The sequence below is a fragment of the Methyloterricola oryzae genome, assembly GCF_000934725.1.
GTDB classification, from domain to species: domain Bacteria; phylum Pseudomonadota; class Gammaproteobacteria; order Methylococcales; family Methylococcaceae; genus Methyloterricola; species Methyloterricola oryzae.
This window is the reverse complement of record NZ_JYNS01000004.1, coordinates 243,223-259,840: the sequence shown is the minus strand read 5'-3', so window position 1 is coordinate 259,840 and position 16,618 is coordinate 243,223. Positions and strand designations below refer to the sequence as shown.

The 16,618-nt window shown below is 62.9% G+C and carries 13 protein-coding genes; 4 read left to right on the top strand and 9 right to left on the bottom strand.

The features are described 5' to 3' along the window. A partial coding sequence (locus tag EK23_RS23640) for an elongation factor 1-alpha C-terminal domain-related protein (protein ID WP_045224898.1) occupies positions 1-884 on the top strand: 884 nt, incomplete at its 5' end. Between the two features lie 12 nt (positions 885-896). On the opposite strand, the gene EK23_RS08495 is transcribed toward EK23_RS23640, so the two are convergent. Beyond that, positions 897-3,209 carry a DNA internalization-related competence protein ComEC/Rec2 gene (locus EK23_RS08495; RefSeq protein WP_045224897.1) on the bottom strand — a complete coding sequence of 771 codons (2,313 nt, stop codon included), beginning with the start codon at positions 3,207-3,209 and terminating at the stop codon, positions 897-899. Positions 3,210-3,277: 68 nt separating this feature from the next. Here EK23_RS08495 and EK23_RS08490 point away from each other — a divergent pair, with 68 nt between their 5' ends. Beyond that, the gene (locus tag EK23_RS08490; protein WP_045224896.1) at positions 3,278-3,868 is read left to right on the top strand and encodes a DUF2062 domain-containing protein; all 591 of its coding nucleotides are present in this window, start codon (positions 3,278-3,280) and stop codon (positions 3,866-3,868) included. A 22-nt stretch (positions 3,869-3,890) separates the two neighbouring features. On the opposite strand, the gene lolD is transcribed toward EK23_RS08490, so the two are convergent. The 3 genes from lolD to fur form a co-directional block, all read right to left on the bottom strand. Next, positions 3,891-4,565, bottom strand: a complete 675-nt coding sequence (gene lolD, locus EK23_RS08485) for a lipoprotein-releasing ABC transporter ATP-binding protein LolD (RefSeq protein ID WP_045224895.1) — start codon at positions 4,563-4,565, stop codon at positions 3,891-3,893. After that, entirely contained in the window at positions 4,558-5,808 is a 1,251-nt protein-coding gene (locus EK23_RS08480; protein WP_045224894.1) for a lipoprotein-releasing ABC transporter permease subunit, read from the bottom strand. The genes lolD and EK23_RS08480 overlap by 8 nt, the downstream gene beginning before the upstream one ends. Positions 5,809-5,872: 64 nt before the next feature. After that, positions 5,873-6,307, bottom strand: a complete 435-nt coding sequence (gene fur, locus EK23_RS08475; protein WP_045224893.1) for a ferric iron uptake transcriptional regulator — start codon at positions 6,305-6,307, stop codon at positions 5,873-5,875. Positions 6,308-6,399: 92 nt separating this feature from the next. Here fur and EK23_RS08470 point away from each other — a divergent pair, with 92 nt between their 5' ends. Both EK23_RS08470 and EK23_RS21635 read left to right on the top strand, forming a co-directional pair. Beyond that, positions 6,400-6,852 carry an outer membrane protein assembly factor BamE gene (locus EK23_RS08470; RefSeq protein ID WP_052808047.1) on the top strand — a complete coding sequence of 151 codons (453 nt, stop codon included), beginning with the start codon at positions 6,400-6,402 and terminating at the stop codon, positions 6,850-6,852. Positions 6,853-7,078: 226 nt separating this feature from the next. Then, positions 7,079-11,656, top strand: a complete 4,578-nt coding sequence (locus EK23_RS21635) for an EAL domain-containing protein (RefSeq protein ID WP_052808046.1) — start codon at positions 7,079-7,081, stop codon at positions 11,654-11,656. A gap of 245 nt (positions 11,657-11,901) precedes the next feature. On the opposite strand, the gene EK23_RS08460 is transcribed toward EK23_RS21635, so the two are convergent. The 5 genes from EK23_RS08460 to EK23_RS08440 all read right to left on the bottom strand — a co-directional run bounded on the left by EK23_RS08460 (position 11,902) and on the right by EK23_RS08440 (position 16,597). Further along, entirely contained in the window at positions 11,902-12,558 is a 657-nt protein-coding gene (locus EK23_RS08460; protein WP_045224892.1) for an LON peptidase substrate-binding domain-containing protein, read from the bottom strand. 111 nt (positions 12,559-12,669) lie between these two features. Beyond that, entirely contained in the window at positions 12,670-13,194 is a 525-nt protein-coding gene (locus EK23_RS23635) for an LEA/WHy family protein (RefSeq protein WP_158002471.1), read from the bottom strand. After that, a complete protein-coding gene (locus EK23_RS08450; RefSeq protein ID WP_052808045.1) occupies positions 13,191-13,892 on the bottom strand; it encodes a DUF4336 domain-containing protein in 702 nt (233 codons plus the stop codon). The genes EK23_RS23635 and EK23_RS08450 overlap by 4 nt, the downstream gene beginning before the upstream one ends. Before the next feature lie 81 nt (positions 13,893-13,973). Next, positions 13,974-15,965, bottom strand: coding sequence for an Hsp70 family protein (locus EK23_RS08445; RefSeq protein WP_045224890.1), 1,992 nt, complete (start codon positions 15,963-15,965; stop codon positions 13,974-13,976). Continuing rightward, positions 15,962-16,597 (bottom strand): DUF2760 domain-containing protein, encoded by a 636-nt coding sequence (locus EK23_RS08440; RefSeq protein ID WP_052808044.1) that lies wholly within the window; start codon positions 16,595-16,597, stop codon positions 15,962-15,964. The genes EK23_RS08445 and EK23_RS08440 overlap by 4 nt, the downstream gene beginning before the upstream one ends. Positions 16,598-16,618 lie beyond the last annotated feature (21 nt).

Below are 16,618 nucleotides of genomic sequence, written 5' to 3'. Positions count from 1 at the left end.
ACTTCCGCGGATTCAGCGGCACCCTGGCGGCGGGCGTGCTCAAGCCGGGCGATACGGTGATGGCGTTGCCCTCGCGCAAGACCAGCCGGGTCAAGGCCATCGTCACCCAGGACGGCGATCTGGAAGAGGCGTTTCCACCCCAGGCCATCACCGTCACCCTGGAGGACGAGATCGACGTCAGCCGCGGCGACATGCTGGTGACTCCCGAGGATGAACCCACGGTGGCGAGCCGCTTCATGGCGCATGTGGTGTGGATGGCGGAGGCGGCGCTGTCGCCGGGCCGGCAGTACTACATCAAGCAGACCACCAAGACGGTGTCCGGTTCGGTGGCGCGCATCGCCCATCGCATCGACGTGAACACCCTGGAGCACCATCCGGCCCAGCAACTGAAACTGAACGAGATCGGCTTGTGCGAGGTGGCCCTGAGCGCGCCCATCGCCTTCGATCCTTACGCGCTATGCAAAGGGACGGGGTCTTTCATCGTCATCGACCGCCTGACCCACGTGACCGTGGGTGCCGGCATGATCGTGGGCGCCGCCGAAGATCCCCACGAAGTGCGTAAGGTGACGCCCGCGGAAAGGGCGGCGCGCTTCGCGCAGAATCCGGCCGTCATCTGGCTGACCGGGACCGGAGCCGAGGAGGCGGCCTATCGCCTGGAGCGCAGGCTGTTCGATCTCGGGCACGCCTCCGTGGTGCTGGAGGATCTTGGGGTCGAGGCATCGGGAGACCTCGCGCAGCACTTCAACCACGCGGGCCTTATCTGCCTCTGTCCCTTGGCCCAGGGCGAGGCGCCGGAAGGGGCCTGGCACGTGGCGATCGCCGCCCAGACCTTCGATCCGGACAATGCTCTGGATCTGCTGCGGGAGAAGGGTATCCTCCTGTAATCGCGGCGGCACTCAGTCGCTGGGGCGGTCATTCCAATAGCGCCCGTGGCTGAGCCGGTAACCGGAGGGCGTTTGCAGACCATGGGCGGGATCAATCTCGACCGAAAGGGCGCCTAGCTCGGCGGTATTGAAAACGGCGGCCCCTGCCTGACGGTAACGCTCGACCACCGATTTGGCAGGAAGGCCGTAAGGGTTGAGATAGCCCGCCGAGATGAGGGCACAGTGCGGCCTGACTGCATCCACGAAAGCCAGAGTGGACGATGTCCGGCTGCCATGGTGCGGGGCTATCAGCACGTCGCAGCGCAGCGCCTTTCCGTACTGGTTCACCAATCTGGCCTCGGCGGCGCGTTCAATGTCGCCGGTCAGCAGGACGCAGCCACCGGGGACGGTGACCTTGAGCACACAGGACTGATCGTTGCCATTGCCGGCTTCGCCGAAGGGCGAGAGCATTTCGAAGCGCGCCCCGTCCCACTCCCACTTCTGTCCCGCGTGGCAGAGCCCGGCACCCGGCAGTCGGTCGGGCACGCTGCTCAGGGAAAGAGCCACCGCCATCCGTTCCAGCAGACTCTGAGCGCCTCCGATGTGATCGTTGTCGCCGTGGCTCACCACAAGGGCGTCCACCTGCCGGATATCCCGGCTCAGCAGAAAGGCTTCGAGGACGGCGCTGCCGATATCGAAGCCCGGGCCGAAGCGGGCGCCGGTATCGAATACCAGGGTATGGGCCTGGGTCTGTACGACCGCCGAGAGACCCTGGCCCACGTCCAGCAGGGTCAGCCGCAGCCCGGATGGTGGAACCGGCTTTGGCAATACCGATACCGCAGGCGCCAGCAGCAGGACGCCCAGCCAGCGGCCGGGAATACCGCGCGGAGCCAGGAGCAGCAGGATGCCGGGCACAGCGAAAATCAGGCTCCATCCGGGTGGCGGCGCATGCCGCCACTGGATGCCGGGCAAGTCGGAGAACCATTCCAGAATCAGCCACACCCCCTGTATCAGGTAGGCTGCTCCGCTCAGCAGTAAACTGCCGGTGGGTTCGTCGATCAGCAGAACCAGGCTGCCCAGCAGACACCAGGGAATCGCCAGCATGCCCATGGTAGGAATGGCGATCAGGTTGGCCAGGGGCGAAATCAGGGACACCTGTTGAAAGAACAGCAGCAGCAAGGGAAACAGGCCGAGCGCGGTCACCCAGTTCATGCGTAGCAAGCCTTGCCAGAGTCCGGAAGCGCTGAGGCGCCCGGTCACGGCGAACAGAATCAGGCCGACGGCGGCGAAGGACAGCCAGAATCCCGGAGCCAGCACCGCCAGGGGATCGCAGGCGCTCACCGCCAGCAGGGCGAGGCATAAGGTGTGGGTGGGCCTCAGATTCCGCCGGACGATGATGCCGCCCATGACCACGGCGACCATGATCAGGGCGCGCTGCGTGGGGATGGCGAAATCGGCGAGGGCCGTGTAGGCCAGTGCGGCGGCCGCTGCAATCGCCGCGGCCAGCGCCGGCGGTGGCCAGCACTTCAGGCCGAAGAAGGCGAGGACGCGCAAAGCCAGGAAAAACGTGAGGCCGGCGATCAGTCCGATGTGGGAGCCGGATATGGCCACCAGATGGGCCGTACCGGTGCGGCGCAGCACCTCCCACTGGTCCTGGCTGATGCCGCCTTCCTCGCCCATGGCCAGTGCCGCGACGATGCCGCGCATCGGTCTGCCGTCCAGGACGGCGAGAATGCGGTCATAAAGCCGCTGGCGCAAGCTGCCAACGCTGATAGAACTGGCTGGCGCCAGGCGCGCGTTGACAGGATCCGGCCGCACATAACCGGTCGCGCCGACGCCGTGGGCGAACAGCCAGGCTTCATAATCGAAACCGCCAGGATTGAAAAAGCCATGGGGACGCTTGAGCCGAACCCGCAACCGCCAGCGCTCCCCGGCTTTCAGGGTGGGGTACTCGCGGTACCAGCCAAGGCGGACGCGAACTGGAACCTGCAAGGCCGCGGAATGGTCCGAGAGGTAGAAATCGAAACGGATGCCGTCATCCAGCGTCTGCGGAAGACTGGCCACCGTCCCTTCGAGCGTCAGGTCCTGCCGCTCCTGTGCCGTAGCCAGCTTCTCGTCCATGCGTGCCGCCGCGAAGATCAGCGCCCAGGCCAGACCAAGCAGAAAAAGGGCTGGCAGCAACAGGCGGCGGCCCATAAACAGGACTGACGCGAAAACCGCGAGGGCGGGCGCTACCCAGGCCGGAGGGAGTTCCGGCAGTTGCTGGGCGGCCAGAATCCCGGCGACGGCACTGAGCATGGCGGGACTGGACGAAGCGCGCGCGCGGGCGAAATTTTCGTTCAACATCCTTATTCCTGCCGTAGAATAACGGCGCCCCGAACTTACAATAAGAAACGACGAGCTGAAGACCCGTTATGCCAAAGAAATTCCTCCAGCGCTACCTGCCCCATCCGGGAAAAATTCGAGAGATCAAGAGTCTGGAATTCCTGGGTGACAAACTGCACGCCCCCAATCTGTGGCATTTGAACCGGCGTTCGGTGTCGCTGGCTTTCGCTGTCGGCCTTTGGGCCATGTATACGCCGCCGCTGCCCTGGCAGATGATCATCGCGGCGGTCCTCGCGATTTACTTTAATGCCAATCTGCCCATCTCGGTCGCCTTGGTGTGGATCACCAACCCGCTGACCTGGGTGCCGCTTTATTATTTTGCCTACAAGGTGGGGTCGCTAGCGCTGGGGCAGGGCTCATTCGACTTTAGCGAATTTTCGCAGCTGTTTTCCATCGAAACCGCCTGGCAGTTGGGGGCGCCGCTGCTGCTCGGGTGTTTTATCCTGATGAACGTGGGGGCGGTGCTGGGTTACGGCGTGACGCAGTTCCTGTGGCGACGCTCGGTGCTGCACAAACTTGCGCTGCGCCGCTTCCGCAGTCAGCCCATCAACTCGGCCGTGCTGGCTAGCGAAACCTGTGCCACCTACAAGCGGCTGCTCAAGCATCACTATGGCGAGTAGCCGGCCCGGTTGGCGGCCGCGCTCAGCTCAGGCGGCCATCCTCCATATGCAGGAGCCGGTCCATTTTTCCGGCCAGGTGCGGGTCGTGAGTGACCACCAGGAAGCTCACCCCGAATTCCTGATTTAGCTCCAGCATCAGTTCGTAGACCTGCTCCGCCGTCTTGCTGTCCAGATTGCCGGTGGGTTCGTCCGCCAGCACGCAGCGCGGCTGGGTGACCAGAGCCCGCGCCACCGCGGCGCGCTGGCGCTCGCCGCCGGACAACTCACCCGGCTTGTGTTCCAGTCGCTTGCCCAGTCCAACCCGTTGCAGCAGGGCGGCAGCCCGGTCCTTGGCCGCCGTGATCTCGCTGCCGCCGATCAGGAGCGGCATGGCGACATTTTCCAGCAGCGTAAACTCGCCCAACAGATGATGGAACTGGTAAACGAAGCCCAGGGAGCGATTGCGCAGCCGCGCCAGCTTGCTCTCCCCGAGCTTGCCGACGGCGATGCCGTCCATGATGACCTCGCCCTGGCTCGGGCTTTCCAGGGCGCCCAGCAGATGCAGCAGTGTGCTCTTGCCGGAACCGGATGCGCCCATGATGGCGATGCGCTCGCCCTTGTCGATGGACAGGTCGATGTTGCGCAGGACTTCCACCTTCAGCCCGCCCTGATCGAAGGTTTTGCACAGATTGCGGCATTCCAGCACGGGCTTATTCATAGCGCAGTTCCTCTGCCGGCTTGATGCGTGACGCCTGCCAGGCTGGGTAGACGGTGGCCAGCAGGGACAACAGGAAGGCCATGCCGGTGATCTGGTAGACGTCGCTCCAGATCAGCTTGGAGGGCAGTTCGCTGATGTAGTAGACGTCTGCGGAGAGGAACTGCACGCCGAACAGCCGCTCGATCGCCGGCACGATGGTCTCCACGTTCCAAGCCAGCAGCACGCCTCCGATACCCCCCAGGAGGGTGCCGAACAGGCCGATCACGGTGCCCAGCACCATGAAAACCCCCATCACACTCATGGGTGTCATGCCCTGGGTACGCAGGATGGCGATGTCGGCGCGCTTGTCCGTGACAACCATCACCAGGGTCGATACGATGTTGAAGGCGGCCACGGCGACGATCAACAGCAGGATGATGAACATCACGCGCTTCTCGGTCTGGATGGCGCGGAAGAAATTGGCGTGGGCCTGGGTCCAGTCGGACATCTGGTAGATGCCCGGAAGCTTGTGTCCCAGATCCTGCATGATGCGGCGGGCGAAGAACAGATCGTCCAGCTTGAGGCGCACGCCGGACACGCTGCCCTCCTCCAGGCGGAAAAGCTTGGCGGCATCTTCCAACTGGATCAGGGCCAGATTGCGGTCGTATTCGTACATGCCCACCTGGAACACGCCCACCACGGTGAAGCGTTTCAGCCGGGGCAGGATGCCGGCGGGGGTGGCGGTGACCTGCGGGGTGATGACCGTGACCTTCTCGCCCGGAACCACACCGAGGTAGTTGGCCAGTTCCGCGCCGAGGATGATGCCGAATTCGCCGGGCTTCAAATCCCCCAGGCGTCCTTCCGGTAGGTGCTTGGCGACCTCGGACACGCGCGGCTCATAGTCCGGCAGGATACCGCGCAGCATGACGCCGCTGACGCGCCGGTCGGAATTGAGCATGGCCTGGCCTTCCACGTAAGGCGCCCAGCCCAGTACATGGCTGTCGTCCTTTAGGACCGGCTCAAGCGCGCGCCAGTTCTGCAACTGGCCGTCGACTCCGGAAACCGAGGCATGGGAGGTCATGCCGAGGATACGTTCGCGAAGTTCCGCCTCGAAGCCGTTCATCACCGAGAGCACGGCGATGAGCGCCGTGACGCCTAAAGCGATGCCGAGCACGGAGGTGAGGGTGATGAAGGAAATGAAGCGCGTGCGCCGTTTGGCCCGCGTATAGCGCAGGCCGATGTAGACGATGAGGGGTTTGAACATGGGGTCCGGCTGATACTGGGCGGCTATCCGTCGCGCCCGAACGTGGTCCAGTCCTTAAGCAGATTCAGCCGGCTTCTCCCTTGCCAGCGCATACGGGGCATAGCCCGTAGAGGCACAGGGAGTGGTCGGTGAGCTGGAAATTCAAGCTCAGGGCGACCTGCTTCTGGCGCTTTTCGATGGTTTCGTCGCGGAATTCTTCGACACGGCCGCATTTGATGCAGACGATATGGTCGTGGTGATCGCCCTTCTCCAGTTCGAACACCGAGTTGCCGCCTTCGAAGTGGTGGCGCTTGACCAAGCCGGCCGCCTCGAACTGTGTGAGGACTCGGTAGACGGTTGCCAGGCCGATTTCCGCGCCGTCGTGAATCAGCGTCTTGTAAACGTCCTCCGCGGACAGATGACGGTCCGCGGGGCCGCGGCTTTCCAACATCTGCAGGATCTTCACACGCGGGGACGTGACCTTGAGGCCGGCCTGCCGGATGTGCTCGTTTTCCTTCATTGCGTTTCGATTTTCCACGCTTACCTCACTGCCCGTGCCTATTGTGCCCGATTCGAGTATGATCTGGGGCGTTTAGCCACCACCATCATACCATGCGCAGGCACCGCCTTTTAATAGTTTACCTATGCACACTGCTTAGCGCCGGGTGTTCCTGGCAGGATTTCAAGCAGGTGGTGCCCTGGGTCTACACGCAGGATATCAACCAGGGCAACATCATTTCTCAGGAAATGGTGGACCAGCTCCGGCCCGGCATGAACAAGCGCCAGGTCACTTTCATCATGGGTACGCCCCTGCTCCATGACCCGTTCCACGACGAGCGCTGGGACTACATCTATTCCAACGAACCGGGCGGCGAGCCGCGCGTGCAGAAGCGCATCACCCTGGTGTTCAAGGACGATGAGCTGGCTGGATTGCAGGGCGATTTCCGACCGGGAAATCTGCCTTCTATCGAACCGAGCAAGGATGTCACGGTGAATATCCCCAAGATTGATCGCGAAAAAACCCTATGGGAGACCCTACGAGGCTGGTTCGGGGCCGATAGCTAGGAAACGAGGCGGAGGGAACTCCGGGGGCTTGTGCCGGTCTATCGGCTCACTGAAAATATTTTCCGACGTCTTTCAATTGGGACGTTTACCTAACGGAAACACGTATAGACTAATAAGCTACCTACCACGGCTGAGAGGGCCGAGTGATGTGCGGGAGTGTGCTTCACCGTCTTAATCGCGGATCGCGAATTTGCTTAGCTCTTGTGGGCGTAGCGGAAGCGGCACCATGACGGACACGGAGGGAGTCTTCGGAATCGTCGGCATCGGCGCCTCGGCGGGCGGTCTGGAGGCCTTGCAGAAAGTCATTTCGAGCCTCCAGGCCGAAAACCCTTTCTGTTACGTCGTCGCTCAACATCTATCCCCCACCCACACCAGCATGCTGCGGGACCTGCTGGCCCGTGGCACGCCACTGGCGGTCAGGGAATTGACCGACGGCGAGACGCCATCCCAGGGCACCATCCTGATAACCCCGCCCAACGCCGACGTGGAACTGCGTGAGGGCCGCCTGCGCCTTTTGCAACCGGAACACCCCATCGGCCCCAAGCCCAGCGTCGACCGTCTGTTTTTTTCCCTGGCGAAGGACGCTGGCGGCTCTGCGGTCGGCATCATCCTCTCAGGCACAGGGGGTGACGGGGCCAAGGGACTGGCAGCCATCAAAAAAGCCGGCGGCCTTACCATCGTGCAGGAGCCCCGTTCCGCCAAGTATTCCGGCATGCCCAACGCAGCCTTGCATTGGGCCACGGTGGATTACATCGTGCCAGCCGAGGAGATCGGGGGTGTCCTGGATTCCCACCTCAAGGGCGAAAGCTACCTGGTGGCGCGGGATGAGGAAGAGCATTTAGGCGAGGACTTACGCGGCATTGTGCAGATCGTACTGGAGCATGCCGGCATCGACTTGTCCGGCTATAAGCTCAGTACTCTGAACCGCCGCCTGCAGCGCCGTATCTCGAACCTTCGGCTTTCCGGTGTCGCTGCGTACGCCGCGTATCTGCGCGAGAATTTCGAAGAGGCGTCCATTCTTGCCCGGGAGATTCTGATCTCGGTGACCGGGTTCTTCCGCGACAGCGAAGCTTTCACGATGCTGGGGCGCGTGATTGGCGAGATGTTCGAGCAGTCCCTGGGGGAGGGGGGGGAAATTCGGGTGTGGAACCCGGGTTGCGCCACCGGGGAAGAGACCTACTCGCTGGCCATCATGATCGAGGAGGCCATGCGCGAGCAGAAGCGGCATCTGCGCTACAAGATCTTCGCCACCGACATCGATGCCCGAGCCATCTTCACGGCGCGTCAAGGCATCTACCCGGCTTCCTCCGCCAGCGGGCTGTCCTCGGAACTGCTCGAGAGCTATTTTGAAGTCCAGGGCGACCAGATCGCCGCCAAGAAGAGCCTGCGCAACACGATCGTATTTTCGGTGCACAACCTGGTGCAGGATCCGCCGTTTTCCCGCATCGACCTCATTAGCTGCCGTAATGTACTGATCTATTTCAATAATGCCATGCAAAAGCGGCTGCTCGGCATTTTCAATTATTCACTTGCCCCTACTGGCCTGCTGTTCCTGGGAAAGTCGGAGTCCATCGAACTGTACAAGGAGTTGTTTGTGCCCGTGAACAAGGATGCCCGGATCTTCCGCAAGCAGAGTCACTACCCCTTCGTGCGCCACTCGGCGGTGGAAGTCGACCGCACGGCGCGCCAACTGGAAGCGGCTGGGCCGCGCCGGCGGCTGCCGGAGCAGCCCATCAGCTCGAGGATCAGCCAACTGGTGGCCGACGTCTACGGCCCACCCGGACTGGCCATCAACGGCTTGGACGAGGTGGTCTATATCCTGGGCAATGTGACGCCGTACGTGGGCATGCGTTCCGGCCCTACCGGATTGAGCGTGTTTACCCTCATCAACGAGAAACTGCGCACGGAACTGCGCGCGCTGATCTTCAAGTGCCGGCGGGAGGGCGAGCCGGTATTCGGTGGACGCCGCAGCCTCAACTCGGTCGACGGGCCTCTCAGCTTCCGCCTGGCCGTCCGGCCACTGAGCTCCGATGGCAGCCGTGACCTTCCCAACGGACTCCTGATCGCGTTCGAACTCCAGTCTGGAGGCCGTGAGAAGCGCCGTAAAAGCGACACTGCCGAACTGGACGCGACCACTCATACCCGCGTGATCGAACTGGAGCAGGAATTGGCTTCGGCGCAGGAGCATCTGCGAACGGTCATCGAGGAACTGGAGACCTCCAATGAGGAACTCCAATCCATGACCGAGGAACTGCAGTCTTCCAACGAGGAACTGCAGGCCACCAACGAGGAACTACAGACCGCCAACGAGGAATTGCAATCCACCAATGAGGAACTGCTCACTGTCAACGATGAGTTGGAGGTGAAGTCCCACGAGTTGGAAAATGCCCTGGCCGATTTACAGAACATCCTGTACAGCACCGAATATCCTTTGGTCGTAGTGGATGCCAACCTGCGCGTGACCCGCTTCGTACCTGCGGTCGGTCAGATTCTGGACAAGGATTCCATCCATTCCGGAGACATCATTACCTCGCTACCCTGGCGGGTGGAATTGAAGGATCTGCGCGGAATCCTCAAGCATGTCATGGAGAGCAACGAGCCTTACGCCAACACGGTGCGTTGCGGCGATCGCTATTACCGCTTCATCGTCAAGCCTTACCGCGGGGATGACGGGCAGGTGCTCGGGGCCGTGCTCTGGTTTCCGGAGGTTACCGACCTCACCCTGGCCAACATGAACATACAGTCCGGCGAAATCCGCCTGCGCGCCATACTCGAATCCATGCTGGTGGGTGTCATCACCATCGACGTGCGCGGGACCGTTCAGGGTTTCAACCGCACCGCCGAGCAGATGTTCGGCTATACCAGCGGAGAGATCATCGGGCAGCGCGTCGAGGTCCTCATGCCCAAGGAGTATGCGCTTCCGCACCAGCAGCGCATCGACCATTACCTCAAGACCGGCCATAGGGGCGTGATCGGGAACATTCGCGAGCTCGAAGCAGTGCGCAAAGGCGGGGAGCAGTTTCCTATCGAGTTATCAGTCAGCGAGATGGAGGTCAATGGCCATAGGCTGTTCTGCGGTGTGGTGGCGGACATCACGCGGCGCAAGGAGGCGGAGCGCCGGTTGCAAGAGGAGCAGACGCGGGCGCTGGTCACCTTGGAGTCCATCAACGACGCCGTCATTACGGTGGATTCCCAACTGCGCGTGCAATACATGAATCCTCTGGCAGAGGAGTTGACCGGATGGTCCAACGGAGCGGCTGTCGGCATGGGGCTGTCGGAGGTGTTCCAGGTCTTCGACGAAAAAAACCGCCTCAGTTTCGACACCCGGATTCAGTCGGAGGTTCGCGTCGGCGGGCAAGTGCGGCTGCAGGACGGCATCATCCTCAAGCGCGCCGATGGCAGCGAGTTGTGCATCGAGTACAGCCAGGCGCCGCTTCTGGCCGAGCAGGGCGAGGTAACCGGGGCGGTCCTCTCATTCCACGACGTGACCAACAAGCGCATGCTGCTGCAACAGATGACCTGGCAGGCGCAGCATGATCCCCTGACCGGCCTGGTCAACCGCAACGAATTCGAGCGGCGGGTCGAGTATGCCCTGGCCAGCGCCAAGAGTTTCGGCCGTCAGCACGCCCTGCTGTACATGGACCTGGACCAGTTCAAGGTGGTCAACGATACCAGCGGCCATCACGCGGGGGACGAACTGCTGCGCCAACTGGCCGGCATCCTCGCGGCGGCCCTGCGCCACCGCGATACCCTCGCGCGCATGGGCGGCGACGAATTCGCCGTGCTACTGGAAAACTGCAGTCTGAGTCAGGCGGAGCAGATCGCCGACAAGCTGCACGAGTTGGTGCAGGAATTCCGGTTCACCCACGATGACAAACTGTTCAAGATAGGCGTCAGCATCGGTGTCGTGTCGATCATCGACAGTTCGGAAACCCTGGCGGCGTTGCTCAGCAATGCGGATGCCGCCTGTTATGCGGCCAAGGAGACGGGCCGCAACCGCGTCGTGACCCATTCAGCCAACGACAAGGAGTTCGAGTTCAAGCGCAGTGAGATGCACTGGGTGGCGCGCATCGAGCAGGCCATCGACGAGAACCGCTTCAAGCTGTATTTCCAGCCCATCAAGTCGCTCAAGGAAGTGGAGTGCCAGCGCTGGGAAGTTCTGCTGCGCCTGGAAGACACGGAGGGCGGCCTGGTGCTGCCGGGTGCTTTCATCCCGGCGGCGGAACGTTTCGGGCATGTGCAGCGCCTGGACCGCTGGGTGCTGACGCGCATCATCGGTGAGTTGGCCAAACATGCCAGCTTGGGCAAGCCCATCGTCTCCATCAACCTGTCGGGCGGCAGCATCGTCAATCCCAAGTTCTGCGAATACGCGGTGTCCCTGGTGAAGAAAAACATCGACATCGCCGAGCAGCTTTGTTTCGAGGTGACTGAAACCACGGCCATCGCCAATTTCGCACTGGCTCAGGATTTCATGCGCTCCATGAAGCGCTTGGGCTGTCTCTTCGCCCTGGACGATTTCGGTTCCGGGATGAGTTCTTTCGGCTACCTGAAGAACCTGCCAGTGGACTATCTGAAGATCGACGGTGTATTCGTGAAGGACATACTGCACGATCCCATCGACTTGTTCATGGTGGAATCCATCAACCGCATCGGTCAGATCATGAACATCAAGACCATTGCCGAATTCGTCGAGAGTGAGGCCGTGACCGACAAATTGGTGCAGATCGGGGTGGATTACGCCCAGGGCTTCGCGCTGGGTAAACCCATCCCGCTGGAGGACTTTCTCAGCCAGGCCCGGTCGTGACAGCCCCTCGGCCAGTTCGTTGGCGGCTCACCCAGAGCTCGTGAAAAATCCTAGCGAGCGGCCCAAGGGCAAAGTAGCCCGGAGCACAGGAACCGCAGTGTGCATCGGGTACATGAGGATTGACAAAACACATCCTGTGTTTTGCATCTTCGATGCGCGCCGCGCCCAAATCGTCTCCCAGCTGATTTGTCCGAGCACCGCGCGACGCAGCAATCGGGCCGCGCAGTAGTTTTTTCACGACTTCGTCAGTGACGCCGTGACGAGTCAGCGGCCCGCTCCAGTGTCTCGCAGTGCAGCAGCGTCGTCAGGATTTGCGTGCGTTCGTCGAGACCCACGGCTTCGATGAGGGCCTGGCGCTCTGCCAGCTCTAAAGGCAAGACTCCGGTGAGCCAGTTCACCAGTTGCTGGGTACCCATGGCCGCTACGGCCTTCTGGTCGATCTGCAAGCCCTTGCGGGTGAAGTAATCGTTCAGCAGCGCAACCACAGCGTCTTTGCCCTCGGAACCTTTGGCCTCCTCATAGTCGCAGGCGAAACGCCGCCAGTCCACCAGGGCCCGCCGATAGCCGCGGGTGGTGGCGATCTCGTCGGTGACGTCGAAGCGGCAGATGCCGCTGAGGACGATCATCAGCCGGCCATCGCCTGTCTCATTGAAAAAGCTGATGCGACCGGCGGTGCCGGTGCGGCAGACGCCCTTGGGGTCGCGTCCGTCCGCCGCCGGGTCGGGCTGTATCATCCCGATCAGGCGCCCGGAGCCCAGGGCGTCGAACACCATGTTCAGATACCTGGGCTCGAAGATATTGAGAGGTAACTGGCATCCCGGCATCACCACTGCATTGGGCAACGGAAAGATCGGCAGGGAAGGGGGCAGTTTCTCGAAAGGGATTGAAAATGGGCCGCTCATGGACGTGCACTCGCCTCGATTGGAACGATTCAACCAAAGCGCCATTGGGTGCGCTTTCAAAGCTTTATGGGGACTTCGGGCCGCCGTTTCAAGGGGCGGCTCGGCGCATTCTCAATGGCGGCCGTAGCCTTCGATCTCCCGCAATAGCTGTTCACGGCTCAGATGGCCGGAGAGGCGGAATGGCAAGGCGGCCAAGCCGCCCAGCCACCGGGTCAACTGCACATGGCCTGCAACGGTATAGTCGATCTGGCCGTCCTGCTCCAGTTGGAGCAACTGCCTGGCCAGCGCCAGGGTCTTCGCGCTGGCCTCGACCTCCACCTCGGAGGTCTGCCGGGGCGCCAGTTCCAGCGCGCTTACGCTGCGTCCCTTGGCAACGGCTTTCCCGTTCAGTTCCAGATTCGCGTCGGCGCCCTCGATATGCAGCGATTCGTCGTTGGGATTGGTGATCTCAAGCCCGACGCTGAACACGGGGTTGAGCAGGTCGGCTCGCAGCAGCGCCAGGTGTGATAACTGAACCTCGGGGGGCTGCAGATGCTCCAGGCGTTCCCTCAGGTTCGAGCAGCCCGAGAGGGCTAGGGCAACTGTGCTCCACCAGAGCCAAGACCGGATTCGAGTGGGTGCCTTGGGGCCTGTCACCTGTGTGAACTTAGCCAGGCCAAGGCGGCCGCCAGCCTGGACTGTGCCCGGGCTTCGATGACTTGGTCGTGGGCCAACACAATACGCGTCACCTCCAAGGCGAGGAGTCGATCGGCCGAGCGTGTCAAGGCCTTTCGGTCCCGGACCAGAAGCTTCAGCGTGTGCGACATGGCCAAACGCCCATAAACCCCAAGCAGGCTTGCCAGCAAGCGGCTTGCCCACGGGTTTTCCGCACCGAAGCAGAACAGCAGATCCGTCAGGATGAGGGTGCCGGAGGCGGGGTGAAACCATACGGTTTCGTTAAGCGCCGGTAAACCCTCGATAAAGAATGCGGTGAGTTCCGAATCCCAGGGAGCCGGTTTGCCTGGCTCCAGTTCGGGATACCCGGAAAGTGCGGGGCGCTTTTTTCCCAAGCCCGGCGCCAGATAGCCTTGGGCGTCGGGAAATGCTTGCAGGAAGGACGCAAAAAACAGGTGGTGGCTTTTGTTTGGGGCGATGACATAACGGACCGTTCCGATCCGTTGGATTTCGGAAACCAGCGCCGCGGTGGGTGCGATGGGGGAGTGTACCCACAGTGACCCGTCGGCGAGCTTGACGCAGGTGGCCCGCGTTTTCACATGCACCGGCCCAAGGCGGACGGCCTGCCGTGCGTGCCAGATGCTGCCCGGTACCAGCGGCATCAAGGCTTCGGTGTCCACAGGGCTCGGTACCTTCAAAGTGGAGTCGCGTCCGGGAGCGGCCCTCCCGTGGGGCGGGCCGCTGTAGAGAAGGGCGACCGGCTACTTCTTGAAAGGCCAGAATGCGGATTTCCCACCGGCTTCCCGTTCCTCGTGAGTACCCTCGGTTTCAGCGGGAGCCGCCGCGGTCTCCGGCAGTTCCCCCAGCGGGTTTTCCGGGACCTCCTCGAAACTGGCCGGTTCATCGGATTTCGGAGTTTCGCCGGCGCGGACCTCGAATTCCACCTTCCAGCGCTCGCCGCTGGTGGTGGCGACCGCTTCCAGTTGCAAGGTGCCTACCTCGGTGACATGGGCCGCCAGGTGCACGGGCACCACTTCCCCCGCCTGGTGGGTTTCCGCCGGCAGGTTCATTTCGATCTCGTCCAGTTCCTCCAATTCGCCCTCGGCCCAATAGTCCAGGCGGGTGCCGACGGGATCATCGCGGCGCACGTTGGATCCGAAGAAGCGGAAGCGAACCGGTTCGCCCACTACCAGCCCGAACTCATCGTGAGGCAGTTCCGCGCTGGTGCCTTCCTCCATGCCGAAGGGCGCGATGCACAAGGCTTCCAGGGGCGGAGGGAATCCCGGCACGGCGGGCACGGCGCTCTCCACGCCGACATAATAGGACGCCGCCGTGCCGCCGCGTATGCGCACACCTTTGCCCTTGCGCACATAGCCGTAGTAGGCCGCGCCGCGGGCCACCGCCAGGTCCAGATCGGCGCCGGCCAGGAGGCGCGCGGCGGGTGCATTGTCCGATGCGAGCCAGCGGTTCAGCACATCCAGCAGGCGCTGCCCCAGGCTCTCGGACTTGAACACGCCACCGTTCAGCAGCAGGGCGGTGGGATGGATGAAGCGGGCGCCCTCCTTGGGCGCGAACCCCTGCAGTTCGTCGGCGGCGCTCAACTGCTTGCCGAGGAAAGCCGCGAGATGGCAGGTGATGCGGGGATCCTTGGCGTAGGGCAGGCCCAGGGTGGTGAGACCCCCACGGGCCTGGACCGCCGGTCGCTCGGTGACCTCCAGGGTGGGGAAGAAACCTTCCACCAGGGTGCGCCCGACTTCGTCGCGGGTCAACGCCGTGCGCAAGGTGCCGCCGATCAGCGAGGATCCGCGGCTCGGCACCACCACCGGAATCTCCTCCATGGAGGCATCGGCCAGTAGGGTTTCCTTGGCATCGCGGCAGCCGTGGGTGAGGGCCTGCAACTGCCAGGGTTCCAGGCGCTTGCCCTCCTTTTCCAGCTTCATTTTCAGCACGTAGGCCAGGGCCAGGTCCATGTTGTCGCCGCCCAGCAGGATGTGGTCGCCGATGGCGATGCGGTTCAGCACCAGGTTGCCTGCGTCCTCGGTCACCGCGATCAGGGAGAGGTCGGTGGTGCCGCCGCCCACATCCACCACCAGGATGATGTCGCCGGGGTGCACCTGCTCGCGCCACTTGCCCTGGCTGGTCTGGATCCAACTGTAGAGGGCCGATTGCGGCTCCTCCAGCAGGGTGGCCTGCCGGAGGCCGACGGCATGGGCCGCCTCCACTGTGAGTTCGCGCGCAGCCGGATCGAAGGAGGCGGGAACGGTGATGATGAGATCCTGCTCGCTCAGCGGGTCGTCGGGGTAGCGCGCGTTCCAGGCGTCGCGCATATGCCGCAGATAATTGATGGAGGCCTGCAGCGGCGAGATCCGCGGCACCTCCTCCGGGGCCTGAACCGGCAGGATCGCGGCACGGCAGTCGACGCCGCTGTGGCACAGCCAGCTCTTGGCGCTGGCCACCAGGCGCAGGGGCGTCTTGCTGCCCAGTTGGCGGGCCAGGTCGCCGACAATGGCCTCTGGGCTGTCGTCCCAGGGCAGGGCGATGTCGCCGGCGGCCAGTTCCGCCTCGTGGGCCTGATACAGGAACGAGGGCAGCTGCGGCTTGTCGTTGACCGAGCCCGGACCGACCAGTTGCGGGATGGGCATCACCTCCAGGGGGGCTTTCTCGCCATCGCAGCGTTCCAGTTCCAGGTAGGACACCACGCTGTTGGTGGTGCCCAGGTCGATGCCTACGGAAAAACGGGGTGTCTCGCTCACAGTTCCACCTCCGCCGCTGCGACCACGCTGACGTCGTGCCCTTCGGTGATTTTGGGCAAGTGGGTCGCGGTTACCCGCCAGCCGCGGTGCACCAGGGTGCCGGTGAAGGGCGCTTCGCCAACCACGTTGCCCGTGACCCGGACCGCCTGGGCGTCAAAGCCCTTGGGCAAAGTGACGCGGTTGCCTTCGGCCTCTTTGCGCACACTGTCCAGTTCGAAATGCTGGCGCAGCACCTTGCTGCAGCCGTCATGCACCACGCGCGCCGCGGCGCCGATGTCCGCGTCGGAATAGCCGGTGATGCTTTCCTGCACGAAATCGATGAAGCGCGCTTCCTTCTGCAGCAGGCCCAGCAACTGCAGGGCGGCGTCCGGGGTCGCTTCCTTGACCACGACGGTCTCGGTTTTCACCACAGGAGCCGGCGCCGGTGGGGGCGGTGCGGGAGCGGGCTCCGGCTCGGCCATGGCCGGTGTCCATTCGGAAACCGTCGCCGCGGGTTTCGGGCGCCGCAACAAGGCGATGAAAGCCACGGTGATAAAGAGGATCTGCAGGAACAGCAGACCCACGACGGTGGCGGCTAAGCCCGCATGCACCGCGTCGAAGGTGGTGGGTATCAGGGATAGGTCGATTTGCATGGCATTCTCTTCGGCCGGCGA